The organism is Haladaptatus ordinarius (genome assembly GCF_054177595.1).
The window spans coordinates 1-21,448 of sequence record NZ_JBPEHH010000071.1 but is presented as its reverse complement, the minus strand read 5'-3'; the positions used below and the strand labels follow the sequence as shown (position 1 = coordinate 21,448).

The following is a 21,448-nucleotide window of genomic DNA, read 5'->3' as shown; positions in this document are numbered from 1 at the left end:
GAGCGAAGTCAGCAGCGATGTAATTGCATCCGGGGAGAGTCTCATACAACCTCCCCTTCGCTCTACGAGTTCAGGTAGCCGTCGGCTTGCGATTTAGCCTCTTAACCGAATACGAATGGGCGGACGACGAACTCAGACGATTAGAGACGCAGTTACGCCACGTCCACCTTCCGAAATTGGCCGATGATGGCTATATCGAGTGGAATCCTGGCACAGAGACGATTCGACGGGGGCCGAATTTCGATGACATCGCCCCACTCCTCACATTAATGGACGACCATGAAGACGAGTTGCCAGACGACTGGCCGTAAGTCGTGCAGTGAACAATCCGCACCACGAACTCACCAGCCAGTGGGTGTGGGATGAAAGATACGCGCCCGGTATCTTGCAGCGGCTCACCGAGTTGCTGCGCTGCTGTCACAAACGTCGTACGGTCGATTCATGAGAAAACCGGTATTACGAAGGGCAACGTCAAGTTCTACCTCCGTGAACTGACCAACACGGGATGGATTCACCGCTACACCCGCGGTCTGCATGAATTCGTCACCGACCCGCGCGAACCAACCAGTGACTGAAGACGACCTACCACGAAGCAACCTGCGGTAACACTCGTTGATGACGCCGGATACGTCTCGAATACGAACGGGGTTGAACCGTCCATCCGTGTTCTTTTTGCGGTGGGGTTCTCGTGGCAGCTCCCCCTGACCACGTTGTCATCACTATTGTGAGTGTTCTATGGTTGCTGCGAACGCCACAGCGTCTTCAAGCGTCTTTCCACCGTGATACCGGACGGTTTCATCCCGCCGGTCATAGTCAATGACGCCGGCCGCAGCCAGCTTCGGGAGGTGTTTGTGGTGCAATTCGAGTTTGACCCACGTCGTATCGTCAGGGGTTGCCGAAGTGTCCTCCTGAATGAGATGGCCGACGAGTTCATCGGTGGTCGCTGTGACCGACGAATTTTCGGCGAAGTAGCACAGCAGGTGGCGACGCCACCGGTCGGCCAAGAGTTCAAAGCACGTGTCGAGTGACAGTGAGGGTGCATGTCCAGTAGACGACCCCGTGCCAGTAAGTCGGGTCATGGGGGATTCCTCTCGTTCAATCGGTGAGGGTGTCGTTTCGTGGATTGTCGTGTTGGGCGTCCTCTGATTGCCATATGTTACCACCCATCAATCTTAATGGTTTTACTCCCTGTTATATCAGTATATTGGGCGTACGCTGACACATCGGCTGCAAAACGAAGCACTGGGCGTACTGACGTCCCGTCCCTATCGGCAAATGGGGGGTGATGAGGCCGTCGGCGTTCAGTTTTGGCGGGGTCGGTTCCCCCACATCCGATTATACCTGAATAGCGTTCTCGGTGGGACTCGATAATTCGTTTCGCGATGGTTCCAACTACGACGCCCGGCACAGCCACCGACGCTCGTGCCCGTGAAGCTGACCCTGCATACCGGAACCTGACCGAGAAGGGGACGTTTGATGTGGCAGACCATACCCACGTATCGCTCGATGAGGCTGATTTCTACGACCCGGCAAAGAACGACGACCAAGAACGCGATGACGACGCATGAGACAGCCTCCACTATCGGCGATAGTATCGTGACTGATGGTGCGGATAGCGCGTGACGGTGACGGAGTGCACCATCAGCGAGGCAGTGGTGTACCCAGCAACCGGTGATAGGTTTCAGTGTGTGCTGCAGACAGGACGTCTATCTCCTATTCCACACTCACTGGTTGTTGAGTTCGGTGTGCATCTGTCTCAATCGAACTCCTTATATTGGGCGTGGTCAACCCATTCTTCGAGCGCGGGGGAGTCTGTGAACCGAATCGTACCATGTCGGCGGTCGTAGTCAACCGCCCCTGCATCCGCAAGCCGTGGGAGATGAGTATGGCGTAAATCGATACGGACCTCCTCACGGGTCGAATGGTTGTCAGTGTCTGTTCCAGCCGTTTCGTGCGTGTAGACCGCGTTTACCGCCGCCTCGAACTCGGTAACGGTTCCCTCCATTGTGTACAAATAGTAAAGAAGATAGCGACGGCGAGCGTCACTCAACAGCTTAAAAATAGTGTCGAGGTTTTCGGTCACAGTCGGATGGCGAGTCAGTGAACGAGGAGTTCCCACCCCACTACTTCTTTCACCTCCATCTGTTTTCGAACCATCGTCAGACATTTTGGCGTCTTATCTCAACTGCCACCAATAAACCAGCACTGCATGAATAATAAGCCCCTTAAAACCAGTGATAGGATATGACCACTGCTGCGTATGCGCTCTCTATTCAGCACGCCGGTTCTATCAGCCGCTGATTATTTTCAATAGAGCCACCAGTGGTAGTATCCTCGAGTGGTGAAACACCATAGTGGAGGTTGCGGCGATACGTTTATCGGCTATCTCACGTTTAACTCTCTGCAAATCGAGGGACGGTACTGATGGCGACCCGCAGCAGGTTCAAATCACCTTGCCGGTCTGCGCGCTGGGTTATAAGGAACCCGCCGCAGGCGATTGGATTCGGATGATGATGCAGCAGGATGGGCGCTGCAGGATTTGAACCCGCGACAACTTGGTCCGAAGCCAAGTACTCTGTCCAGACTGAGCTAAGCGCCCGTACTCACACGTATCGCGTGACACCTTTTAAGCGTCGTGGTTTCGCGTCGGCGAAAGTACTTCCAGTCCATTTATACCAGGTGGCGCGAGTACGTCGCCGTATGGCTACTGCTGGACGTGTGAAAGGACTGTTCGAACTCACGCGTCCGGGCAACGCGTTCGCGGCGGGGGTGCTCACGTTCATCGGAGCGTTCGTCGCAGGGGGCGTCTTCACGGACCCGCGTCCCGTGCAGATGGGTGCAGCCGTGCTGGCGACCTGGCTCGCAACCGGTGCGGGCAACGCTATCAACGATTACTTCGACCGAGAGATAGACCGCATCAACGCACCCGACCGACCGATTCCACGGGGTGCCGTCTCGCCACGGGATGCACTCGTATTCAGTGCCCTGTTGTTCCTCGGAGCCGTGGGTGTGGCACTCACGCTCCCCCTCCTGGCGCTCGCTATCGCGGCGGTCAACCTCCTCGCGCTGATAGCGTACACGAAACTGTTCAAGGGACTGCCCGGCGTCGGAAACGCCGTCGTCGCGTATCTCGGCGGGAGCACGTTCCTGTTCGGGAGCGTGGCTGTCGCAGTCGAACGTGGGAGCACCGTCGTTCCGGTCGGTGCGATTCGTGCGCCGGCAGTTCTCTTCCTGCTGGCCGCACTCTCGACGTTCACGCGCGAGGTCGTCAAAGACGTAGAGGACATGGCTGGCGACCGGGAGGAGGGACTGAACACGCTTCCGCTGGCGATCGGCGCGCGTCCCGCCATCGCTATTGGGTCGATTCTGCTCGTCGTCGCCGTGGGAGCGAGTCCGCTCCCCTATCTCTGGGGAACCTTCGGCGTCCCGTATCTCGCAATCGTAATTCCAGCGGACGCCATCATGCTCTATGCGGCCTACGAGAGCCGAACCGACCCGACCGCGGGACAGAATCACCTGAAGTACGGGATGTTTCTCGCTGCCATCGCGTTCGTAATCGGCCGAGTCGCCGTGCTCCTGTGACTACGCATGAACCAGTTGGCAATCAAAAAGAATATAAGTCGAACACAATATATACTCCCCAGATGACACCGGGGGAGAACTTCGACACAGCATCAACCTTCCCTCGTCCGCCACGCTGCCGTGAGGAGCCATCAGGTATAATTTAGGCGAGTTGTTCTCGGGGATGGAAGTCGGTCCGGGGACGAACCTGCTCGTTGCGGGGCCGCCGATGACGGGGAAACGAAACCTCACATTCGATATCCTCACGACCGGCGGCAGAGACGGCGACGGTGCGATTATCGTGACGACGAAAGACGGCGGCGAACAGGTGCTCTCCGAGTACGAATCACGGGTCGATGGTTCCGTACCCGGTATCGGTGTCGTGGACTGTGTCTCGAAACAACAGGGGATGACCACCCGCCGAACCGAAGGTATCGAGTACACCTCCTCGCCTGTCGATATGATGGGCATCGGCATCCAACTCACGGAATTTCTCCAGGAGTTCTACGACTCGGACCTGCGAACCAATCGGATCATGTTCGACTCGCTCTCGACGCTTCTCATGTACTCGAACCTCCAGACCGTCTTCAGATTCTTGCACGTGTTCACGGGACGCATCCAGAGCGCGGAGGCCCTCGGACTCTTCTTCATCGACTCGACCGCTCACGACGACCGAACGATGAGCACGCTCCGCCAACTGTTCGACGGTGAAATCGAGGTTCGAGAGGCCGAGGGCAACGAGTCGGAAGTACGGATAAAAGGCGTCGCTCCGACGACGGACTGGCAACCGCTGTGAGTCGGGAGAACGTCGGTCGAAGAGTGCCAGCCGAGACGACGAGGCCGAATTCTTTTGCGCGAGCGCCGCGTCGTCTCTTTCATGCCAGTGGAACGCGACGACGAACTCCGAGACATCCTCGAACTCGACACCGTGGCGGTCGTGGGGTGTTCCTCGACGCCCGGCAAAGACGCCCACGAGATTCCGAAGTACCTCCGCGAGCACGGCTACGACGTCGTCCCGGTCAACCCCTTCGCCGAGGAAATATTCGGCCGCGAGGCGTACGATTCGCTCGTCGACGTCGACGAGAACATCGACGTCGTGGACGTGTTTCGACCGAGCGACGAAGTCGCCGACATCGTGGACAGGGCTCTCGAACGCGACGACGTCGACGTCATCTGGACGCAGTTGGGTATTCGAGACGACGACGCCGCGAAACGCGCCGAGGATGCGGGAAAACGCGTCGTCCAGGACAAGTGCATGAAGGTCGAACACGGTCGGCTGATGCGATAGGGTGAACGAGCGCGAGCGGATGGTGGTACGAACGTCCGGTTCGAATGGAAAAGAATAGACGTCCGGTCAATTACTCGACGCAGACCCAGAGGGACTCGTGGTCGCCCTGCGTGAAGTGAACACATTCTTTAGCTGCACGCGGGTCGTCTCGGAGTTTCTTCGTGAGCACGAGGTCACGAACCTTGAACCCTTTCTGTTCGAGGATTCTTTCGACGAGTTCCTCGGGGTCCAGCTCGGATTCGTTTTCGAACTCTTTGTCGAAGTCGATGTCTACCTTGAACCTCTCAACTTCGAGGTCGTGTTCTCGCTCTTCGACGTCGATGTTGAGTTTCTCGAGTTCCATCGCAGGACACTTTGTTCGACAGTTTGTTGAAGTACTTTTTCGCCTTCTCCGAACAGATAGCTTTCACGACGCTCGGCGTACGGATGTTGTCGGGGGGGGTGACGGTTGCCTCGCCGCTTTTCGGGAACAGTTTGTGAAGACATCTAGTATGAAAATGCTCTCCGGTCGCTCGTAACGACTAGCTCTCCCACTCCTCGAACGAGCGATAGATGCCTTTCGAGAGGTAGCGTTCGCTAGAGTCGGGAAAGAGCGTGACGACCGAATCGGCGGGGGCATTGACCTCGCCGTCGCGAATCTTCTCGGCGACATCGCGAGCCGCGACACTGGCAGCGCCCGCGCTGGAGGCGACGAGGTGGCCTTCCTCATGCGCGAGCCGTTTCAGTTCGTCGTGGGCCGCGCGGTCGGACACCTGAACGATTTCGTCCACGAGGTCGGGTTCGAACAGTTCGTTCGTCGTCGGGTCGTGCGTCCCGATTCCCTCGATTTTGTAGTCTTCTTCGGCTGCGTCTTCGCCTTTCGTCCGCGAGTAGAGCGAACCTTCCGGTTCGACGGCGACGACGTAGGTGTCGGGGTGCCGTTCGCGGGCGTACCTCGCCAGCCCCATCAACGTTCCAGCCGTGCCACAGCCAGCGACGATGGCACCGACGTCGCCATCGAGCGCGTCGTATATCTCCGGTCCAGTCGTCTCGTAGTGGGCTTCGACGTTCAGCGGATTTTCGAACTGCTGGGGGACAACCGCGTTTTCGGTCTCCTCTGCCAGTTGGTGAGCGCGTTCTATGGCCCCTGCCATGTCGTCTTCGGTCGGGGTGTTGATGACTTCCGCGCCGAGCGCGCGCATGAGCTGTTGTTTTTCGACGCTGAACCGTTCGGGGACGACGAAGACGGCGTTCACGTCGAGTTGGCCGGCCGCGATGGCGAAGCCGATTCCCGTGTTCCCAGCGGTCGGTTCGATGACCGTCCCGCCGGGCGCGAGGTCACCGCGTTCGAGCATCTGTTCGACCATGTACTTTCCGATGCGGTCTTTCACGCTCGCGCCGGGATTGAACGTTTCCAACTTCGCGTACACCGGCACGTCGTCCGGTGCAGCGTGGACGCGAACGAGGGGCGTTCGCCCGACGGTGTCGAGCACCGAGTCGAGCGGTTCCCGATGTGTCGTCATACCCGAGACGAGGAAGGCGGGGCTGTTAGTCGTTGTTATGTGCTCGCTTCCGGCGTCTCGTCGTCCGTTTTCGTCTCGTCGCCCGTCGTGGTCTTGTCTGTCGGCTCGTCTCCTTCAGTCTGGTCGTCCACGTCGTCTATCACGGTTTCGACGTCGATTCCCTGTTCTTCGGCCAGCGCCTCGATGAGTGCTCGTTGTTTCGCGTTCTCGGTTTCGAGGTGTTGGACGCGTTCGTCGGTCGCCTCCAACGAATCGCGGATGGCGAGCACTTGCTCGCGCAGTTCGTTTAGCTTCGCGTACAGCTTTTCGGCAGTGTCGGCGACTTTCTGAATCTTCTTTGCAGTGCTTCCGAGTCCCATGGTGCGGGGTTCGTTCCGAAGTAATGTGATTTTTCCGACTCAAGCGGGGTGCTTAACTCGCTCGCGTGAGTGGTCTCGGATATGAGCAAGCGACTCGCGCCGAAAGTTGGTATCGTGTCGTCTCTGGCAGTGCTCGCGTTCCTCTCACTTCCGTATTTTCTCGCACCCTCGATCGCCGTCGGCGCGTACTACGGGACGATTCCGGTGCCCGTCCATCTGCTCGATACGCTGTTCGCACTCGTCGCGGTCGTCGCATTCGGTTCGGGCGTAAAAGAGCGCACCGACCCGGCGACTGTCGCCGGCGTCACGCTCGCTCTCGGGGCGTTCATGGCCCTCATCACGCTCTGGTGGGCCGCCGTGACGCCACCCGACACTCTCGTGGAAGCGGCCCGAATGGACTCACTGACGTACCATCGCTGGGCGTTCTTCCTCGTGACGCTTACCGTCCCCGCAAGCGCAGGTTGGTACGCGCGAACGGTTCTGTAACCGTCCCTTTTCACACCGCAGCGGCCTGTTACTGTCGTTCAGTGAGGCTATAACAAAGTGACGAGACGCCGGACGTGCTTCCGTGTCGGAATCCCACTCACGCCTGTGGTCACACGTCTCTCTGCCGCTGTTGGTCGCCGTGCTCGGGGTGATGCTCGGCGACGTCGTTACGACCGGAGTGGGACTTGAACTCGGACTCGAGGAAGGAAATCCCTTCGTCGCGCACTTGCTCGCGGAGTTGGGACTGGTCGGGCTCGTGCTCGTAAAAGCAGTCACCGTCGTCTTGCTGGTCGTCCTCTCGGGGTTGACCCATCGTTCTCGGCGAACCTTCAGGCTCGGGAGTTTCGTCTATCTCGTGGTCGGGGCACTGGTCGTCCTCTCGAACCTCGTCGCCATCGCGACTGTCGGCTGACGAGAAAGTCGACGACTGCGCATCGTTGGACACGATTCGCCTCGACGAAACGCAAACGGAAACCCGAAAGGCCCTTAAGGTGGTATCGGCTACTTGGTGGTGGACTAGGTTGAGCAGTTAGGCCCTGCTCGTCACCCGCGCTACGGTCTTGAGCGGGAACCGAACACCGGACGAGTCCGGTCAGACCGGGTCGGGCCCCGGGAGCCAACGCAGAAGCCTCGTCCTGCGGGGACAGCGGTCTGCGTCGAACACTCGCAGGGGTGTCTCGTCGCAGTTCGTCGGTGGCAATCCGTCAGGCACGGAAGTGAGCAGCGGACCATCGGACACCTGTCGCTCGTAGGATCGCGGGGTGGAGAAGGCAACCGGGATTCCCCGGCCCGGAACGCCGGGCAACTCCGGCCGTCCACACTCATACTTCGTTCATCACTCCCGGTAGCGTCGCGTTTCGAAGACGTAGAAAATCGATGTTCGGTCGGTGTTCAGTCGTCGGCGCTCACGGGGGCGCGACGGACGTCGATTTCACCGGCGTCCAGTTCGGCCTCGATTTCCCGCGCCGCCTGCACCATGTTTGCCATCTTCTCGTAGGCCACCTCGCGCGGGAGCAACTTCAGCCCGCAGTCCGGACTCACCGTCAACTGGTCCGGCGGAACGATTTCCAGGCCCTTCTCGATGTTCGCTTTGATTTCCTCGACGCTCTCGACGCTGGCATCGTGGGCGTCCGTCACGCCGAGTGCGAGGTTCGCTGTGAACTCGGGGTCGCGGAACACGTCCAGTTGGTCGTAGTCGCCGTTCGCCAGTTCGAGGTCGAACTCGTCGACCGGGAACTCCAGAATCTCGGGATAGATGCGCGAGTAGTCGCCGTAACAGACGTGCAGGCCGAGGTAGACGTCGTCCGGAACGTCGTCGGACGAGTCCGACTGGCCTCCGTTCGCGCCGCTCACGGAGATGCCGTCCGCGATGCGTTCGAGACACTCCCCGACGATGGCGTGGTCGTCGGGCGTCGTCGCCAGCGCGGGTTCGTCGATCTGGATGTAGCGTGCTCCGGCATCGACCAGTTTCTCTATCTCCTCGTTGACCAGGTCGGCGAGGTCGTAGGCGAGCGACTCTACGTCGTCGTACGCTTCGTTGAAACTCCAACTTGCCAGCGTGTACGGGCCGGTGATGGGTACTTTGACGGGGCGTTCTGCCACCTCGCTCGTGAACTCGTACTCGTCGACGAGCCACGTCTCGTCGTACTCGACCTCCGAGACCACGCTCGGTTTGTCGAAGTAGTTGTGACCCCACACCTTCACCGGGCCGTTGAACTCGTAGCCATCGATACGGTGGGCGAAATACTCCACCATCTCGTTGCGCCGCATCTCGCCGTCGACCACCACGTCGAGACCAGCGCGTTCGTGTTCGCGGGTGATGAGCCGCGAAGCGTCGTCCTGTGCCTCCTGTAAGGCGTGTTCGTCGAAGTCCGCGTCCGGGTCTTCGTACAGGTCGCCTGCCCTGTCTACCCACTTCGGCTTCGGATAGCTTCCGACGACCGTCGTCAGGATGAAGTGGTCGGTGTCGTGTTCCGGTGGCCTGAACTGGTCGCGAACGTGGCTCACCTCGCCTGCTCGTGGTTCCTCCGGAATTTCGCTGCTCATGCTTTCACCTCCTCTAACCGCGCCGCCTCGGACAACGCCGCGAGTTTCTCTTCGAACTTGTTGTACGGGAGGTAGAATAGCTCGGTGTTCGTCGTCAGATAGGCGGTATCGAACTCGTTGACGGGGGTGTTCTCTTCGAACCACTCGACGCGCTCGGCGATGGTTTCGGGTGACTCGACCAGCGTGTTCTGCCCGTCTGCGAGGCCGAGCGCGACCGAATCTTTCGTTCCGTACTCGTTGACGTTGTGGAGACTCCCTTCGTGGTCGGTGACGAGGTCGTACCCAACCGCGTCTACGCCGGCGTCGAGCAGGTGGGCGTGGACCTTCTCGTCCAGTGACCCCCAGTAGGTTTGGACGACGACTTCGGCGTCGGTCGCATCCGCAACCGCGTCGATAGCCTCGCTGGCGCGGGCGTCCGTTCCGTCCCCGGGTGGATTCGTCACGAGCGACGGTTCGAGGAGGAACAACGTCTCGACGTCGGGGAATGCCGCCGCTTCCCCGGCCAGGAACTCCGCGACCGCCGCGAGGAACTCCTCGTCGTCGCCGTAGAACTCGTCGGTCGCGAGGTCGGCGAGCGAGTACGGGCCGGGGAGGACGGCCTGCAAGTCGTCTGTGAGGTCCCCTGCAGTTTCGAGTTCTGCCGCCACGTCGCCGTCGAAGGTGAGTTCGTCGACCACGACGGGGTCGCGGTAGAAGTTGTTGTTGTCGTAGTAGCGCACGATACCCCGTGTCTCCACCGAATCGTGGACCGCGAGCGGGTGGGCGAGCATGTCGTCCCAGCGCAGTTGTCCCTCCACGATGCGGTCGAGGCCGGCGTCCTGCTGTGCCTGTACGACTTCGCTGCGGGCGTCGTCGTAGATGGAACTCAGTTCCGGCCCCTCGTCGCCGGAGATGAGGTCGTCTTTCTGGTGGCCCTTTACGTCAGCGAGGTCGTCTTTCGCCCAATCCGGAAGGGGAAAAATACCCGGTGTCGTTGCGACGCGCTCGGTCATCGTAGCCGACCGTATGGTATGCTGGCGTTTAATATTTTCCATCCTGGAAAATTACCCAGAGTTATTCTCTTCCGTCAGCGAACCAGTTTTATCACCGTCAGCGTCTCGAAGGGAAACGACTCGTCGCGGAGCGCGACCCCGCTGAATCCGTTGTCGCTGGCCCGTTCGACGACCTCCTCGACACCCGCGAGGCTACTGACGAGGAGGAAGACGCGACCGTCCGGGGCGAGCACTCGCCCAACGGCGTCGAGAAACGGGTCGATGACTGCTCGGCCCGACTCGCCGCCGGACAGTGCACGTTCCATCCAGTCGTCGCGTTCCTCGTCCGGGTCGGTCGGGAGGTAGGGCGGATTGAACAGCACGGCGTCGAAGACCCCATCTCTGAACGGTTCGACGAGATTCGCCCGAACCGCCTCCACGCCACGCGCTCGCGCACGCTCGCAGGCGTGAGGATTCACGTCCGAGCCGAGCACTCGACTGCCCGTCTCGTCGGCGACGGTTGCCGCAACGTACCCCGACCCAGTCCCGACTTCGAGCACGAGTTCGTTCTCGCCTATCTCCGCCGCAGCCACCTCGGCCAGCAGGTGTGAGTCCTCCGCCGGCTGGTACACCGCCGTCTCGACACCGCGTCGCTCTCCGAGGTCCGTCATCGCTCACCGCCGTCGTCTTCCTGTCTGCCGCCGTCAGTTTGGCTGCTGCTCGCCGTCGTACCGAGTTCGCGCTGTCGTTCGCCGGCAACCTGGAACCCTCCCGTCTCCTCGCGCCCCGACAGTTCGCGTTGCGGGAAGGGAATCTTGATTCCCTCGCTCTCGAAGGCCCGTTTCACCGCGCCGATGACCTCCGTCCGTGCGCGCCACTTCCGGCGCGCACTCGGCTTGTCGATCCAGAATCGGAGACCGAGAACGATGGCGGAATCGGCGAGTTCCTTCGTCACGACCTCCGGCGACGGCACCGACAGCACGTCGTCCGGTTCCTTCATTGCCTCTTTCGCCAGATTCGCTGCCTTCTCGATGTCCGAGTCGTAATCGACGCCGACGTCCACCTCCAGTCGTAGCCGCCCTTTCCGGCTGCGGTTGACGATGGTGCTCCCGCCGACCACGTCGTTCGGAATCATCACGAACTCCCCGTCGAACGTCTGGATGCGCGTGTTGACGATGGAGATGTCCGTCACGATTCCCTCCCGGTCTTCGATCTCTACCCAGTCGCCGATTTCGAACGGGCGGGCGAACATCAGCATGAATCCCGCCAGCAACGACCCGAGGGTCTGGCGGGCGGCCATCCCGACGACGATACCGAGGAATCCGGCACCGACGAGGAGACCGGTGAGGTCGACGTCCCAGATACCGAGTACGGCGGTGAAGCCGACGACGTACACGGAGAGCTGTGCGACGCGGATCATCACCTGCGTCTGGTGCTGGGAGAGCGTGTCGCGTTGGTTCGACACGCGTTGGAGACCCTGTCGGGTGAATCCGGCGACGACGTACGCCGCGGAGAGCGCCACCACCGTCAACCCGACGTTTACAGCAATCTTCGTATCGAAGGTCCACTCCTGTGGGATGATGATTCCCGCGTTGACCACCTTCCAGAGAAAAGCGAGCGTCGTCCCTGCCAGCAGAAGGTAGATACCGACGCTCCCGACGACGATGACGTTCGACAACGCGTTCGGCATCCGCTCTTGCAGGCGAGGGCGGATTCGCCACGCGAGGACGAGCACCGCGATTGCGGAGAGGACGACAAACGCCGTAACGAAGATGCGCACGTCGAGCAGTGCGACATCGCCGATCTGCTTTATCCACTCTACCATCAGCCACCACCTCGTCCGAGCGCGTCTGCAATCTGTGCCATCGCGGCGAACTGTGCGGGCGTCACCTTTCCGGCGCGCTTTCGCAGGATGTCGTCGTCGAGTACGTCGGAATCGGGAGACTCGAGTGCATCGACCACCGCGTCGGGGTCGTCCAAGCCCGAGATGTGAGCCGTGTTGCGAATCGCGTTACGAATCGTCTTCCGGCGCTGGGTGAACACTGCCTTCACGAAATCGAGGAAGAAAGCCTCGTCGTCTACTTCGTAATCCGGCGCTCGCGGCGTCGTGCGGACGATGGCGCTCGACACCGCCGGTTGGGGTTCGAACGCCTCGCGCGGGACGTGCTCTACGACCTTCACGTCGGCGTAGTGTTGTGCCGTCACGGAGAGACGACCGTACTCGTCGCTCCCTGCTTCGGCGGCCATGCGCTCGGCGAACTCCTTCTGGAACATCAACACCAGCGGTTTGCCCAGGGGGAGCAGTCGAAACGCGATTTCGCTGGAGATTCCGTAGGGGAGGTTGGCGACGCACGCCGTGAACGCGGGGAGGTCGACACTCAGCGCGTCACCCTCCAGCACCGTCAGTCTGTCAGCCTCGCACTCTTCTCGGAACTCCCGACGGAGGAACTCGGCGAACGTCGGGTCGCGCTCGACGACCGTCACCCGGTCGGCGACGGCGAGCAACCGGTCGGTGAGCACGCCCGGCCCGCCCCCGATTTCGAGGACGTGCGAGCGGTCCATCTCCTCGGCGTACGTCGGAATGCGGTCGACGACTCGGTCGTCCACGAGGAAGTGCTGGTCACGGTTCGGGTCGCCACGGACGCCTGCTCGCTGGATGAGGGCGTCGGGGTCTCTCTGACCGTGTTCCTCGTGTGGCGCGCGTACCATCGTTGATTCGGTCTACCAGAGCGAGAGGCCTAAACCCACCGAGTCACGGTCGTCACTAGCCACTACCCTCACTGCGTTCGCGTCGCATTGTCAGAGCCCATCTTCTACGACCCACAGAAACGCTCGACTTTCGAGGGCGAGGCACACGCCGAAGGCGAATCACGCCGGTCGAAATGTCGGAGGAGTCGCCCGGTGCCGGAGAGTCCATCGGACGGCCGATAGAACACCTCGGCGAGAAAACGCGATGGAAATCCCTCTCGGAGTTCACGCGAGAACATCTCGAAAATCACGAGAACTGACCGCCGACCGGACCACGTGCTGAAACCCGTCAGTCCCGCCGCGCGAACGTCCGATACTTCAGGTCGTCTTCCCGAATCTCTTCGAGAATGCGTTCGACCAGCACCTCTTCTGGGTTGTGAAGCCCGGCGACGCGGTCTTCGAGGTCGTCGAAACTCTCGAACGGTTTGCGTTTTCGCGCTTCGAGTACGTTGTTCCGCAGTTTCTTCCCGATGCCCGGAAGCAGGTTCAACTGGTGAAGCCGGAGGGTGATGGGCTGGGCGTCGTTGTAGAAGTCCACGAATCGTCTTTCGTCGCTCTCGACGATATCCACCACGGCGTGTTCGAGTTCCGACTGTGCGGCCGCAGAGAGGTCCTCGTACTCGATTTTTCGCACTTTCTCGATACCCTCGCGTTCGGCCGACGGTTTGACCGTGGTGCGGTCGCCGATGCCGACACCCTCTCCCTGTTCGAACGTGAGTTCGAGCAGGTGGAAGTCCGATTCAGTCAGTGCGTACGCGAGCGGTTCCTTCTGGTACTGCGGTCGGTCGTCGTCCGCCCGACCGTGCGGAAGAAAGTCGAGCACTACGGCCTCCACTTCCTGGCCACTCTCGGATTCGCTCATTGCGCTGTGATACGGTGACGAGTAACTTAAAGAGTCGGTCAGTTTATTCGTATTTCGCCACGACGTTCAGAATCCCATCCAGTTCGTCGCCGGAGAGGGTGAACCGTTCCTGGGCGTAGATTGCCCGGAGTTCGTCGCGGTCCTTCGGCAGGAGGTCGGCGATCTTGTACGCCGTCGGCTCGTCCACCTTGTCCAGGTCCTGTAGGTCCTCGACCAGTTCGCGGGACTCCTCGGAGTCGAGGACGGCGAACCGATTGACGTGCTCGATGGCTCGCGAGAGGTTGTAGGGCATCTCGCGGGACTCGTCCATCGCGCGTTCGTACTCGATGTCCGCGAGCAGTTCTTTCGCCTCTGCCGTGGTGAGATATTCCTCGTCGAGCTTTTCCTTGAAAATCGTCATAGACTACTCCTGTGCGCGGAGGTGAGCAGGCTTGATGATGAGAGTCTTTTCTTTCCCACCGTCTTTGATGGCGACTTTGAACGCCTGGCCCTGTTGTCCGAGGACCTCGCCCGTCCGACCGTCGAACCGCGGGTGAAAGCGCCCCTCGCGGACGCTCGGGTCGATTTTGAGGTGGACTTTCTGGCCCGCCTCGAACTGCTGGACGGCGCGCTGTGGCGGCGAAGTACCGCGATTCCGTGGGTTGTTCGAGAGCTTTTCTCGGGTGCTGTGATACGGTCCGTGCGAACTCGGCATAGTCGTACGTCGCTCTTGTTCGGTGACCGTTATAAAACGTACGTTCCGCGATTGTGACGAGCGGATTTCATCGAACGGTTTCGGCCGTTTTCCTCCGGGCCCGTTCGGACGCGGTCGCTAAGACGGCGGTCAATCGATAGCGTCGTACCGCTTCGAACGGCCGACCCGCCGAGAACGGACGTCGCTCGCGCCGCGACACCGACAGTGATAGGAACCCCCACACCCCATTCGTAGAAAATGCCCGCAGACAGAACGGTTCACCTCCCGGTCGCGGCACAGCCAAGCGTCGATACGCTCGTCTCACTCACACAGAACGCAGAGCAGTTGGGCTACGAGCGTGCGTGGCTCCCCGAAACGTGGGGACGCGACGCCGTGACGAGTCTGACCGCGATGGCACTCGGAACGGACGACATCGGGCTCGGTCCGTCCATCTGGAACGTCTACTCGCGGTCACCCGCGCTCGTGGGGCAGACCGCCGCCACGCTACAGGAAGTGTCCGACGGTCGACTCCGCGTCGGCATCGGACCGAGTGGCCCGGCGGTCATCCAGGGCTGGCACGGCGAGTCGTTCGACCGCCCGCTCCGTCGCACGCGCGAGACCATCGACATCGTCCGAAAAGTGCTGGCTGGCGAGACGGTAAACTACGATGGCGACTGTTTCACGCTCGGTGGCTTCCGACTCCGCTGTGAGCCACCCGAGACGCCGCCGCCCATCGACGCCGCCGGAATGGGACCGAAGTCGGTCGAACTCGCCGGCCGGTTCGCGGACGGCTGGCACGCGACGCTGTTCACGCCGGAGGGCATGGAAGACCGACTCGAAGACCTGCGAAGGGGCGTCGAACTCGGTGGGCGTGACCCCGACGACGTTCGGGTGACGCTTTCGCTGACCTGCTGTGCGCTGGAGGACGGCGAGCGCGCTCGACATCTCGCGCGCCAACACGCCGCGTTCTACGTCGGTGGCATGGGAACCTACTACCGCGATTCGCTGGCTCGACAGGGGTACGAAGACCTCGCCGCCGAGATCGCTTCCACGTGGGGGAACGGCGACAAGGAACGAGCGACCGAACTCGTCACCGACGAGTTGGTCGACGACCTCGGGGCCGCGGGCACGCCCGAGCGCGCACGAGAGGAGTTCGAGAAGTTCGCCGACATCGACGGGGTCGATGCGGTGGCGGTCGGGTTCCCGCGCGGCGCGACGGTCGAGGAGGCCCGCGAGACGATGACGGCGCTGGCTCCCTGACCAGTTAGGCAGCGTCGATATTCTCGTTCCGTGCCGAGTCGGTTGCGGGGCAAAAGCCCCCACGCGCGACGTGCCCAACTGAGACATCCACTGCCGGATCGATGGCCCGTCGAAGTGCCTCTACCGGGCCATCTCCCGTTTCGCGGAAAGACGTAACTGGAACGAGAACCATCGTCACACCATGCCGACAGTACGATTCCGCGACCGGGAGATACAGTGTGAAGAGGGCGACGTGCTCCGTACCGTGCTTCTCGACGCTGGCGAAACCCCGCACAACGGGTCCGCCCACTACCTGAACTGCCGAGGAAACGGTGCGTGTGGAACGTGCGCCGTCGAAGTGGACGGGGACGTGAGCGAGATGAAATCGAAAGAGGAGCGTCGTCTCTCTAAACCACCGCACGACCTCGAATCGGGACTTCGACTCGCCTGCCAGACGCGGGTGCTCGGCGACGTGGACGTTCGAAAGCACGGGGGGTTCTGGGGACAGAAGAAGTGATGGCCACAGTGCGGACAATCGGATGACTGAACCAGTAGAGAGAATCGTCACGGACGTATCTAACTGGGAAGGAGTGGAGACGGGAGCCCACCGATACGGGGCACCGAGGTCCGTCTCGGCTCGCGAGAAGTGGGACACGTTCACGAGTGGGGGATTCTCGATATCGCCTCTCCGCGCCGGGTGCGGGACTGCTGGTCGCCAAATCGAACCGAACCACACCACGTATACCCCGAATCGGGATGGACGACCTTCCGCGTCGAAGGCGGCGACGACGTCGCTGGTGCGCTCTGGTTGCTTCGTCTCTCGTATCTGCGTCACGCGAGGGCGTTGCAGACGACCGAGACGGGTCGGGAAGCGCTCTCGGACCTCCACGTGGATTCGGAACTCACCGAACTCGACCCGAGCGACGAGTTGCGGGCGCTTCTCTAGTCCCGACGTTCGGCCCAGTCGGTCGCCGCCTCGACGGCGTCGGCTCTCGACTTGGTTTCGGCGATGGTGTCCCACTCATCTTCCGACACGTTGTAGGAGTACACCGCGTACCCCTCGTCACGGTAGGTCAGGTTCTCGACGTACAGCTCTTCGTCCTCGTCTTCGTTGAGCCAGATTCGAATCTGCTTGCCACCCTCCAGGTCCTCGCGGCGTCGCCAACCGGAAACGGACATCAGGCCGACCCCCAGTCGGAGGTTCCGAGCACCGAGTCGCAGTCCGGACACGTCCAGACTTTCGGCGTGCTCGCTGCCGACGCTCGTTCGAGTCGCTGTGCCCATTCGGTGATGTCGGACTCGCAGTGCGGACAGGTCGCCATGGGAAGAAGGACGTCGGTGTCTTTCTTGTAGATTAGGGTGGAGTGTCAAACTCAGCGCCGGTAGTAGACGTTCCCCGAGACGACCACCGTCTCCGACGACGACGCGCCCGGCAGCGTGCGCGAGGGTCTCCGAGCCGCCACGACGCCGCGCTTCAGCGTCCCCCACTTCAGCAGGACGAACCCGGCGAGGATGACGAGGAAGCCGAGTACCGTGGTGTCGGTGATGGGTTCGCCGAGCAGGAGCCACCCGAAGAGGGTCGCGACGACCGGAACGACGTAGTTCACGAGGTTGACCTCGCTCGCGCCGAGTCGCTCCAGGAGGTCGAAGTAGATGAAGTATCCCGCGAGGCTGACGACGAACGCGAGATACGCCAGCGACGCCAGTGCGAGCGGTGAGAACGACACGGTCGGCCACCCACGAATCGCGGCGCTCGTCGCGTGGAGGAAGAGCGCACCGACTGCCATCATCCACGCTTGCTGTGTGAGCGTCGGAATCGTCGTTCGAATTCGCTGGGTGAGCACCGAGGCGAGTGCGAAGACGAGCGCGGCGACGAACAGCAAACCGACGCCGAGCGCGGTGCCGCCGAGCGAGGTCGGATTCGCGACCACGACGACGCCGACCAGCGCGAGCAACACGCCAGCGACCTCGAGGCGGTCGAATCGTTCGTTCGGTAGGAGCGAGAGCGCGAAAAGCGGCGTGACGACCGGTTTCAGACTCAGGACGACCGCGGCGACGCCGCTCGTGACGTACTGCTGGCCGGTGAAGACGAGCGCCAGGTAGAGGCCGAAGATGAAGACCCCACCGACCGAGACGTGTGCCCAGTCGGTTCGCGTCGTCGGTCGCCACTGGAAGTCGTCCCAGCGGAGTCCCAGTGCGGCGACGACGAGCAACAGCACGACGCTGGCGACGTCGTAGCGGAGTGCGGCGAACAGCACGGGCGGAAACGCGCGGAGACCGGTTTCGATGGCGACGAACGACGACCCCCAGATGGTTGCGAGCAGCGAGAACAGTGCGACGTTACGATATTTCGAGATAGACATCCGGTTCGAACACTCCCTTTCGGTTGGTAGTCGGGCTATCAGCCGGAGAAACTTCAACATTATCGGGGTTGCGTTACCGATTCACACTGTTTCAATGAAGAAATGCGAACACGACACACGCTCCGGAAACGGTTTAGTCTCCGACGTTCAGTCACCGGCATGGTAGAATCACGCACGGGGGCAGACTTCTTCACCGAGGCCCTCGAATCCTACGGCGTCGAGTACGTCTTCGGGAACCCCGGAACGACCGAACTCCCCGTCATGCGCGCGCTGGGCGACAGCGAACTGGAGTACGTGCTCGCACCGCACGAAGACATCGCGGTCGGAATGGCCGCGGGCTACGCCAGTACCCGCCAGTACGAGGCCGAGGCGGGATGTCCGGTCGGCGTCGTCAACCTCCACGTCGCGCCCGGGGTCGCACACGGCCTCGGCAACCTTTACGGTGCGTCGATAGCGGGTGCGCCGCTCGTCGTGACGGCGGGAGCCCACAGCCTCGACTTCCGCCACAAAGAACCCATCCTCTCCGGCGACCTGCTCGCGATGACCGACCAGTTCACTAAGTGGAGCGCGGAAGTGACCGACGTGTCGGCGCTCCCGACGATGCTCCGTCGGGCGTTCCGTGTCGCCCAGACCCCGCCCACCGGACCGGTCTTCCTCGGTCTCCCGCTCGACGTGATGATGACCGAGACGGAGGCCGACCCCCAGCGACTGGGTCGAATCCAGAACCCCGGCGCGGGTGACCCGACCGGTATCGAGCAGGCGGCCGACGTGCTCGCGGAAGCAACCGACCCCGTCCTGGTCGTCGGCGACCACGTTCCCCGCCACGGCGCGCACTCGGAGACCGACCCGGTGGACGCTGTGGTTCGACTCGCCGAGGCGACCGGTGCACGCGTCCACGCCGAGATTCTAACGTGCGAAGTGTCTTTCCCGACGGACCACGAGCAGTGGGTCTCTCACATCCCACCGGACGAAGACCTCGCGGCCGCCGCGATGAACAGCGACGCGCTCGTCTTCGTGGGCTGCTCGACCAACACGACGCTCACGCGCCACGACCGCGACCTCGTCCCCGACCACGCGACTATCGTCGACCTGAACGACGACCCGTGGCAGGTCGGTAAGAACACGCCAGCAGACGTCGCGGTGGTCGGCGACATCGGCCTCGTCGCCGACGACATCGCCGAGCAGGTTGACCTCGCCGACAACGAACTGGCGGGCCGACTGGAGCGCGTCGCGCAGTTCAAGAGCTTCGCACAGCAGAAAATCGCGTCGATGGGCGAAGACGAATCGGACGACCCGCGCGCTTCGAAAGCCGAACTCGTGGACTCGCTGCGCTCGGTCGTCCCGGACGCGTACGTCGTGGACGAGGGCGTCACCTCGAAGTACGCCCTGCTCACGCGCTGGGACTTCGAGCGCGAGTCGTACATCTCGAACAAGGGCGGCGGACTCGGCTACGGCCTCCCCGCCGCAGTCGGTGCCGCGATGGCCGAGGCAGGACGCGACGACCCCAGACCGGTCGTCGGATTCGTCGGCGACGGGTCGTATCTCTACTACCCACACACGCTCTACTCGGCGGCCCGCTACGACGTGGACCTGACCGTCGTGATTCCGGACAACCGCAATTATCGCATCCTCAAGGACAACACCATCAAACTGTTCGGCGGGACCGACGACGACCACGAGTTCGTCGGGATGGACTTCGAACCGCCCGTCGACATCCCGAAGAACGCAGAGAGCCACGGCGCGTCGGGGTATCTCGTGGAATCGCCCGAGGACATCGAGACGACGGTCGAACGGGCGATAGAAGAAGTCGGACCGAGCGTCGTGGACGTGCTCGTTCACGACTGAGAATCGGAGTGAACAGACGACGGGCGACGTCTCCTCTCGGCCCTCGTCGCTCAGTTTGCTTCGCTACGGAACACGCGAACCGTGTCTCGTTCGTGTCGCTCGGAATCGACCTCGACGAACCCGCGCTCGGCGAAGACGTGCTTCCAGTTTCGGTAGTACAACGGGAAGTCGTCGTGGATGTACTTCATGGCGACATCGTCGGACGCTGGGTCGTCGACTTCGCTTTCGTTCTCCACCGTGACGAGGAGGCCGTCCGTGATTCGGGCCAGTTCGTCGAAGACCCACTCGTCGTCGGGGTGGAGATGTTGGAGGGTCTCGACCGAGAAGACAGCATCGAACTGTCCCGTGTCGAACTCACCGACGACGTTCTCTATCGCGTCGAAGTAGAACGTTCCGTCAGCGGCGAGGTCGGGATACGTCGTCTCCATCACGTCGGACGCCTCATCGTTGATTTCGACGCCGTACAGGTTTTCGAACCCGTTCTCGTGGAGGTAAGAGAGGTGGCGACCCGAACTGCAACCGAGTTCCAGGATGGCCGCAGTCGAGTCGAGTCGCGAGTCGAGACGGTCGTGTATCGACTCGCTCGTTTCGTTCGGCCCGTAGTACGCGTAGTAGTCCGGCGAGTACTCCCCCACCCGCCCTGCCCATTCCTGCCGGACTTCGTTGGAGTTCATTCGTAACCGTATGTGACCTGACCGTAAAACCCCGGTGACCAACGGTACGATTCCAGACGTGTTCTCCAGTCGTCGATTGGGTTCGCCGAACTGACCCTACGGACTACCTCGACCGCAGACTCCACGCGACCGGCAGAAAAACGTTCGACGAGTGGCGTTCTCGCCCTGGCGTTACTGTAGGACTTTTAATATTTGTGTGGTTCGTATCACTGTGTATGGGTAACTATCCGCCCGATTACTGCCCGTCGTGTGGGGAGCCGGTGACCGGCGTCGACACCCCCACCGTCTACCACTGTGAGTCGTGTGACGACTACGTCTTTCACAATCCTGCGCCGAACGTTCGCGTCGCGGTCGTCGACGGTGAGCGCATCCTCCTCGTCGAGATAGCGGACGAAGACAGGATAGAAGACCCCCCGTACGAAGCCGACAGCGAGTGGATGACTCCCGGCGGTCACGTCGAAATTGGCGAGCAACCACACGTCGCGGCAGCGCGGGAACTCGACGAGGAGACAGGCCTCGTCGTCGACCCGGACGCATTCGTCCTGTTCGACGCGGTGGTTCGACAGGTTGTCGAAGGGTCACACGCGCTGGTGCTGCTGTACGCAGTGGAACGCACGGCCACCACCGGCATAGTGCTTCACAGAAGATTTAGGTGGACTCTGAGTAGGGAAGGTAATGACTGGACGGGAGAAAGAGATCGTCCGACACCTGAGTGAGGACGATCTCGACCGCTTGCTCACACAGACTGACGACGAGAAGGTGAGCAGGCGGCTCACCTTTATCAAACGACTGTACAAGGGTGCAACACTCGAAGACGCAGCTGACGATGTT

The 21,448-nt window shown here is 61.5% G+C and carries 29 protein-coding genes, 1 tRNA gene, 1 other RNA gene and 1 pseudogene; 15 read left to right on the top strand and 17 right to left on the bottom strand.

Translation table 11 applies throughout. The annotated features are described in order from the left end of the window. Positions 1–23 precede the first annotated feature (23 nt). Entirely contained in the window at positions 24–311 is a 288-nt protein-coding gene (locus ACR3FF_RS19750) for a DUF7344 domain-containing protein (RefSeq protein WP_458189837.1), read from the top strand. 408 nt (positions 312–719) lie between these two features. Here ACR3FF_RS19750 and ACR3FF_RS19745 read toward each other — a convergent pair whose 3' ends face one another. Further along, positions 720–1,079 carry a DUF7344 domain-containing protein gene (locus ACR3FF_RS19745; protein ID WP_458189836.1) on the bottom strand — a complete coding sequence of 120 codons (360 nt, stop codon included), beginning with the start codon at positions 1,077–1,079 and terminating at the stop codon, positions 720–722. A 303-nt stretch (positions 1,080–1,382) separates the two neighbouring features. On the opposite strand from ACR3FF_RS19745, the gene ACR3FF_RS19740 reads away from it, so the two are divergent. Continuing rightward, a complete protein-coding gene (locus tag ACR3FF_RS19740; protein ID WP_458189835.1) occupies positions 1,383–1,568 on the top strand; it encodes a hypothetical protein in 186 nt (61 codons plus the stop codon). Between the two features lie 188 nt (positions 1,569–1,756). Here ACR3FF_RS19740 and ACR3FF_RS19735 read toward each other — a convergent pair whose 3' ends face one another. Then, complete coding sequence (locus ACR3FF_RS19735; RefSeq protein WP_458189834.1) at positions 1,757–2,083, bottom strand: DUF7344 domain-containing protein; 327 nt, start codon at positions 2,081–2,083, stop codon at positions 1,757–1,759. 441 nt (positions 2,084–2,524) lie between these two features. Further along, positions 2,525–2,599 (bottom strand) — tRNA-Arg (locus ACR3FF_RS19730). Positions 2,600–2,700: 101 nt separating this feature from the next. On the opposite strand from ACR3FF_RS19730, the gene ACR3FF_RS19725 reads away from it, so the two are divergent. The 3 genes from ACR3FF_RS19725 to ACR3FF_RS19715 all read left to right on the top strand — a co-directional run bounded on the left by ACR3FF_RS19725 (position 2,701) and on the right by ACR3FF_RS19715 (position 4,849). Then, entirely contained in the window at positions 2,701–3,582 is an 882-nt protein-coding gene (locus ACR3FF_RS19725) for a geranylgeranylglycerol-phosphate geranylgeranyltransferase (protein WP_458189833.1), read from the top strand. 163 nt (positions 3,583–3,745) lie between these two features. After that, positions 3,746–4,357 (top strand): RAD55 family ATPase, encoded by a 612-nt coding sequence (locus tag ACR3FF_RS19720; RefSeq protein WP_458189831.1) that lies wholly within the window; start codon positions 3,746–3,748, stop codon positions 4,355–4,357. 81 nt (positions 4,358–4,438) lie between these two features. Next, complete coding sequence (locus ACR3FF_RS19715) at positions 4,439–4,849, top strand: CoA-binding protein (RefSeq protein WP_458189829.1); 411 nt, start codon at positions 4,439–4,441, stop codon at positions 4,847–4,849. Positions 4,850–4,919: 70 nt separating this feature from the next. Here the strand turns inward: ACR3FF_RS19715 and ACR3FF_RS19710 are convergent, their stop codons facing one another. From ACR3FF_RS19710 to ACR3FF_RS19700, 3 genes are all read right to left on the bottom strand, one after another. Beyond that, positions 4,920–5,192: a hypothetical protein gene (locus ACR3FF_RS19710; protein WP_458189827.1), complete on the bottom strand. Its 273-nt coding sequence runs from the start codon at positions 5,190–5,192 to the stop codon at positions 4,920–4,922. Between the two features lie 178 nt (positions 5,193–5,370). Beyond that, positions 5,371–6,351: a PLP-dependent cysteine synthase family protein gene (locus ACR3FF_RS19705; RefSeq protein ID WP_458189826.1), complete on the bottom strand. Its 981-nt coding sequence runs from the start codon at positions 6,349–6,351 to the stop codon at positions 5,371–5,373. 35 nt (positions 6,352–6,386) lie between these two features. Next, a complete protein-coding gene (locus tag ACR3FF_RS19700) occupies positions 6,387–6,710 on the bottom strand; it encodes a DUF5798 family protein (protein WP_458189825.1) in 324 nt (107 codons plus the stop codon). Positions 6,711–6,791: 81 nt separating this feature from the next. Between ACR3FF_RS19700 and ACR3FF_RS19695 the strand changes: the two genes are divergently transcribed. The 3 genes from ACR3FF_RS19695 to ffs all read left to right on the top strand — a co-directional run bounded on the left by ACR3FF_RS19695 (position 6,792) and on the right by ffs (position 8,017). Next, positions 6,792–7,196: a DUF7548 family protein gene (locus tag ACR3FF_RS19695; protein ID WP_458189824.1), complete on the top strand. Its 405-nt coding sequence runs from the start codon at positions 6,792–6,794 to the stop codon at positions 7,194–7,196. 82 nt (positions 7,197–7,278) lie between these two features. Next, entirely contained in the window at positions 7,279–7,608 is a 330-nt protein-coding gene (locus ACR3FF_RS19690; protein ID WP_458189823.1) for a DUF5658 family protein, read from the top strand. Between the two features lie 97 nt (positions 7,609–7,705). Continuing rightward, positions 7,706–8,017: signal recognition particle sRNA (gene ffs / locus ACR3FF_RS19685), an RNA gene on the top strand. Between the two features lie 70 nt (positions 8,018–8,087). Here the strand turns inward: ffs and ACR3FF_RS19680 are convergent. The 5 genes from ACR3FF_RS19680 to ACR3FF_RS19660 all read right to left on the bottom strand — a co-directional run bounded on the left by ACR3FF_RS19680 (position 8,088) and on the right by ACR3FF_RS19660 (position 12,922). Further along, positions 8,088–9,242 (bottom strand): methionine synthase, encoded by a 1,155-nt coding sequence (locus tag ACR3FF_RS19680; RefSeq protein WP_458189822.1) that lies wholly within the window; start codon positions 9,240–9,242, stop codon positions 8,088–8,090. Then, on the bottom strand, positions 9,239–10,234 hold the full coding sequence (locus tag ACR3FF_RS19675) for a 5-methyltetrahydropteroyltriglutamate--homocysteine methyltransferase (RefSeq protein ID WP_458189821.1): 996 nt from the start codon (positions 10,232–10,234) through the stop codon (positions 9,239–9,241). Before ACR3FF_RS19675 ends, ACR3FF_RS19680 begins: the two co-directional genes overlap by 4 nt. Before the next feature lie 74 nt (positions 10,235–10,308). Beyond that, positions 10,309–10,884, bottom strand: a complete 576-nt coding sequence (locus tag ACR3FF_RS19670) for a HemK2/MTQ2 family protein methyltransferase (protein WP_458189820.1) — start codon at positions 10,882–10,884, stop codon at positions 10,309–10,311. Continuing rightward, a complete protein-coding gene (locus ACR3FF_RS19665; RefSeq protein ID WP_458189819.1) occupies positions 10,881–12,038 on the bottom strand; it encodes a mechanosensitive ion channel family protein in 1,158 nt (385 codons plus the stop codon). Before ACR3FF_RS19665 ends, ACR3FF_RS19670 begins: the two co-directional genes overlap by 4 nt. Next, entirely contained in the window at positions 12,038–12,922 is an 885-nt protein-coding gene (locus ACR3FF_RS19660) for a 16S ribosomal RNA methyltransferase A (RefSeq protein ID WP_458189818.1), read from the bottom strand. The genes ACR3FF_RS19665 and ACR3FF_RS19660 overlap by 1 nt, the downstream gene beginning before the upstream one ends. Positions 12,923–13,095: 173 nt before the next feature. Here ACR3FF_RS19660 and ACR3FF_RS19655 point away from each other — a divergent pair, with 173 nt between their 5' ends. Then, positions 13,096–13,221: a hypothetical protein gene (locus tag ACR3FF_RS19655; protein WP_458189817.1), complete on the top strand. Its 126-nt coding sequence runs from the start codon at positions 13,096–13,098 to the stop codon at positions 13,219–13,221. A gap of 29 nt (positions 13,222–13,250) precedes the next feature. Here the strand turns inward: ACR3FF_RS19655 and ACR3FF_RS19650 are convergent, their stop codons facing one another. Genes ACR3FF_RS19650 through ACR3FF_RS19640 form a run of 3 tightly spaced genes read right to left on the bottom strand, consistent with a single transcriptional unit; the run spans position 13,251 to position 14,517 of the window. Then, the gene (locus tag ACR3FF_RS19650; protein ID WP_458189816.1) at positions 13,251–13,823 is read right to left on the bottom strand and encodes a DUF655 domain-containing protein; all 573 of its coding nucleotides are present in this window, start codon (positions 13,821–13,823) and stop codon (positions 13,251–13,253) included. Between the two features lie 43 nt (positions 13,824–13,866). Further along, positions 13,867–14,223 (bottom strand): RNA polymerase Rpb4 family protein, encoded by a 357-nt coding sequence (locus ACR3FF_RS19645; protein ID WP_458189814.1) that lies wholly within the window; start codon positions 14,221–14,223, stop codon positions 13,867–13,869. A 3-nt stretch (positions 14,224–14,226) separates the two neighbouring features. Beyond that, positions 14,227–14,517 carry a 50S ribosomal protein L21e gene (locus ACR3FF_RS19640; RefSeq protein WP_458189813.1) on the bottom strand — a complete coding sequence of 97 codons (291 nt, stop codon included), beginning with the start codon at positions 14,515–14,517 and terminating at the stop codon, positions 14,227–14,229. Between the two features lie 237 nt (positions 14,518–14,754). Between ACR3FF_RS19640 and ACR3FF_RS19635 the strand changes: the two genes are divergently transcribed. The 3 genes from ACR3FF_RS19635 to ACR3FF_RS19625 all read left to right on the top strand — a co-directional run bounded on the left by ACR3FF_RS19635 (position 14,755) and on the right by ACR3FF_RS19625 (position 16,681). Then, positions 14,755–15,756 carry a TIGR04024 family LLM class F420-dependent oxidoreductase gene (locus ACR3FF_RS19635; protein WP_458189812.1) on the top strand — a complete coding sequence of 334 codons (1,002 nt, stop codon included), beginning with the start codon at positions 14,755–14,757 and terminating at the stop codon, positions 15,754–15,756. A 181-nt stretch (positions 15,757–15,937) separates the two neighbouring features. Then, on the top strand, positions 15,938–16,252 hold the full coding sequence (locus ACR3FF_RS19630) for a 2Fe-2S iron-sulfur cluster-binding protein (protein WP_458189811.1): 315 nt from the start codon (positions 15,938–15,940) through the stop codon (positions 16,250–16,252). Positions 16,253–16,381: 129 nt separating this feature from the next. Then, complete coding sequence (locus ACR3FF_RS19625; RefSeq protein WP_458189810.1) at positions 16,382–16,681, top strand: luciferase domain-containing protein; 300 nt, start codon at positions 16,382–16,384, stop codon at positions 16,679–16,681. Here the strand turns inward: ACR3FF_RS19625 and ACR3FF_RS19620 are convergent. Next, positions 16,678–17,019 carry a hypothetical protein gene (locus ACR3FF_RS19620; RefSeq protein WP_458189809.1) on the bottom strand — a complete coding sequence of 114 codons (342 nt, stop codon included), beginning with the start codon at positions 17,017–17,019 and terminating at the stop codon, positions 16,678–16,680. The genes ACR3FF_RS19625 and ACR3FF_RS19620 overlap by 4 nt on opposite strands. Before the next feature lie 89 nt (positions 17,020–17,108). Next, on the bottom strand, positions 17,109–18,098 hold the full coding sequence (locus tag ACR3FF_RS19615; protein ID WP_458189808.1) for a DMT family transporter: 990 nt from the start codon (positions 18,096–18,098) through the stop codon (positions 17,109–17,111). 159 nt (positions 18,099–18,257) lie between these two features. Here ACR3FF_RS19615 and ACR3FF_RS19610 point away from each other — a divergent pair, with 159 nt between their 5' ends. Then, positions 18,258–19,943 (top strand): thiamine pyrophosphate-binding protein, encoded by a 1,686-nt coding sequence (locus ACR3FF_RS19610; RefSeq protein WP_458189807.1) that lies wholly within the window; start codon positions 18,258–18,260, stop codon positions 19,941–19,943. 50 nt (positions 19,944–19,993) lie between these two features. On the opposite strand, the gene ACR3FF_RS19605 is transcribed toward ACR3FF_RS19610, so the two are convergent. Continuing rightward, positions 19,994–20,617 carry a class I SAM-dependent methyltransferase gene (locus ACR3FF_RS19605; protein WP_458189806.1) on the bottom strand — a complete coding sequence of 208 codons (624 nt, stop codon included), beginning with the start codon at positions 20,615–20,617 and terminating at the stop codon, positions 19,994–19,996. Positions 20,618–20,832: 215 nt separating this feature from the next. Here ACR3FF_RS19605 and ACR3FF_RS19600 point away from each other — a divergent pair, with 215 nt between their 5' ends. Together ACR3FF_RS19600 and ACR3FF_RS19595 are read left to right on the top strand one after the other, a co-directional pair. Then, entirely contained in the window at positions 20,833–21,333 is a 501-nt protein-coding gene (locus tag ACR3FF_RS19600; protein ID WP_458189805.1) for an NUDIX domain-containing protein, read from the top strand. Further along, positions 21,293–21,448: pseudogene (locus tag ACR3FF_RS19595) on the top strand (IS630 family transposase); the annotation flags it as partial. The gene ACR3FF_RS19600 and the pseudogene ACR3FF_RS19595, both read left to right, overlap by 41 nt.

What these genes read in the sequence shown, in the direction of transcription:
- ACR3FF_RS19745 (WP_458189836.1), bottom strand. Translation starts at nt 1,079, where the DNA reads ATGACCCGACTTACTGGCACGGGGTCGTCTACTGGACATGCACCCTCA.
- ACR3FF_RS19740 (WP_458189835.1), top strand. Translation starts at nt 1,383, where the DNA reads ATGGTTCCAACTACGACGCCCGGCACAGCCACCGACGCTCGTGCCCGT.
- ACR3FF_RS19725 (WP_458189833.1), top strand. Translation starts at nt 2,701, where the DNA reads ATGGCTACTGCTGGACGTGTGAAAGGACTGTTCGAACTCACGCGTCCG.
- ACR3FF_RS19720 (WP_458189831.1), top strand. Translation starts at nt 3,746, where the DNA reads ATGGAAGTCGGTCCGGGGACGAACCTGCTCGTTGCGGGGCCGCCGATG.
- ACR3FF_RS19715 (WP_458189829.1), top strand. Translation starts at nt 4,439, where the DNA reads ATGCCAGTGGAACGCGACGACGAACTCCGAGACATCCTCGAACTCGAC.
- ACR3FF_RS19710 (WP_458189827.1), bottom strand. Translation starts at nt 5,192, where the DNA reads ATGGAACTCGAGAAACTCAACATCGACGTCGAAGAGCGAGAACACGAC.
- ACR3FF_RS19705 (WP_458189826.1), bottom strand. Translation starts at nt 6,351, where the DNA reads ATGACGACACATCGGGAACCGCTCGACTCGGTGCTCGACACCGTCGGG.
- ACR3FF_RS19700 (WP_458189825.1), bottom strand. Translation starts at nt 6,710, where the DNA reads ATGGGACTCGGAAGCACTGCAAAGAAGATTCAGAAAGTCGCCGACACT.
- ACR3FF_RS19695 (WP_458189824.1), top strand. Translation starts at nt 6,792, where the DNA reads ATGAGCAAGCGACTCGCGCCGAAAGTTGGTATCGTGTCGTCTCTGGCA.
- ACR3FF_RS19680 (WP_458189822.1), bottom strand. Translation starts at nt 9,242, where the DNA reads ATGAGCAGCGAAATTCCGGAGGAACCACGAGCAGGCGAGGTGAGCCAC.
- ACR3FF_RS19675 (WP_458189821.1), bottom strand. Translation starts at nt 10,234, where the DNA reads ATGACCGAGCGCGTCGCAACGACACCGGGTATTTTTCCCCTTCCGGAT.
- ACR3FF_RS19670 (WP_458189820.1), bottom strand. Translation starts at nt 10,884, where the DNA reads ATGACGGACCTCGGAGAGCGACGCGGTGTCGAGACGGCGGTGTACCAG.
- ACR3FF_RS19665 (WP_458189819.1), bottom strand. Translation starts at nt 12,038, where the DNA reads ATGGTAGAGTGGATAAAGCAGATCGGCGATGTCGCACTGCTCGACGTG.
- ACR3FF_RS19660 (WP_458189818.1), bottom strand. Translation starts at nt 12,922, where the DNA reads ATGGTACGCGCGCCACACGAGGAACACGGTCAGAGAGACCCCGACGCC.
- ACR3FF_RS19655 (WP_458189817.1), top strand. Translation starts at nt 13,096, where the DNA reads ATGTCGGAGGAGTCGCCCGGTGCCGGAGAGTCCATCGGACGGCCGATA.
- ACR3FF_RS19650 (WP_458189816.1), bottom strand. Translation starts at nt 13,823, where the DNA reads ATGAGCGAATCCGAGAGTGGCCAGGAAGTGGAGGCCGTAGTGCTCGAC.
- ACR3FF_RS19645 (WP_458189814.1), bottom strand. Translation starts at nt 14,223, where the DNA reads ATGACGATTTTCAAGGAAAAGCTCGACGAGGAATATCTCACCACGGCA.
- ACR3FF_RS19640 (WP_458189813.1), bottom strand. Translation starts at nt 14,517, where the DNA reads ATGCCGAGTTCGCACGGACCGTATCACAGCACCCGAGAAAAGCTCTCG.
- ACR3FF_RS19635 (WP_458189812.1), top strand. Translation starts at nt 14,755, where the DNA reads ATGCCCGCAGACAGAACGGTTCACCTCCCGGTCGCGGCACAGCCAAGC.
- ACR3FF_RS19630 (WP_458189811.1), top strand. Translation starts at nt 15,938, where the DNA reads ATGCCGACAGTACGATTCCGCGACCGGGAGATACAGTGTGAAGAGGGC.
- ACR3FF_RS19620 (WP_458189809.1), bottom strand. Translation starts at nt 17,019, where the DNA reads ATGGGCACAGCGACTCGAACGAGCGTCGGCAGCGAGCACGCCGAAAGT.
- ACR3FF_RS19615 (WP_458189808.1), bottom strand. Translation starts at nt 18,098, where the DNA reads ATGTCTATCTCGAAATATCGTAACGTCGCACTGTTCTCGCTGCTCGCA.
- ACR3FF_RS19610 (WP_458189807.1), top strand. Translation starts at nt 18,258, where the DNA reads ATGGTAGAATCACGCACGGGGGCAGACTTCTTCACCGAGGCCCTCGAA.
- ACR3FF_RS19605 (WP_458189806.1), bottom strand. Translation starts at nt 20,617, where the DNA reads ATGAACTCCAACGAAGTCCGGCAGGAATGGGCAGGGCGGGTGGGGGAG.
- ACR3FF_RS19600 (WP_458189805.1), top strand. Translation starts at nt 20,833, where the DNA reads ATGGGTAACTATCCGCCCGATTACTGCCCGTCGTGTGGGGAGCCGGTG.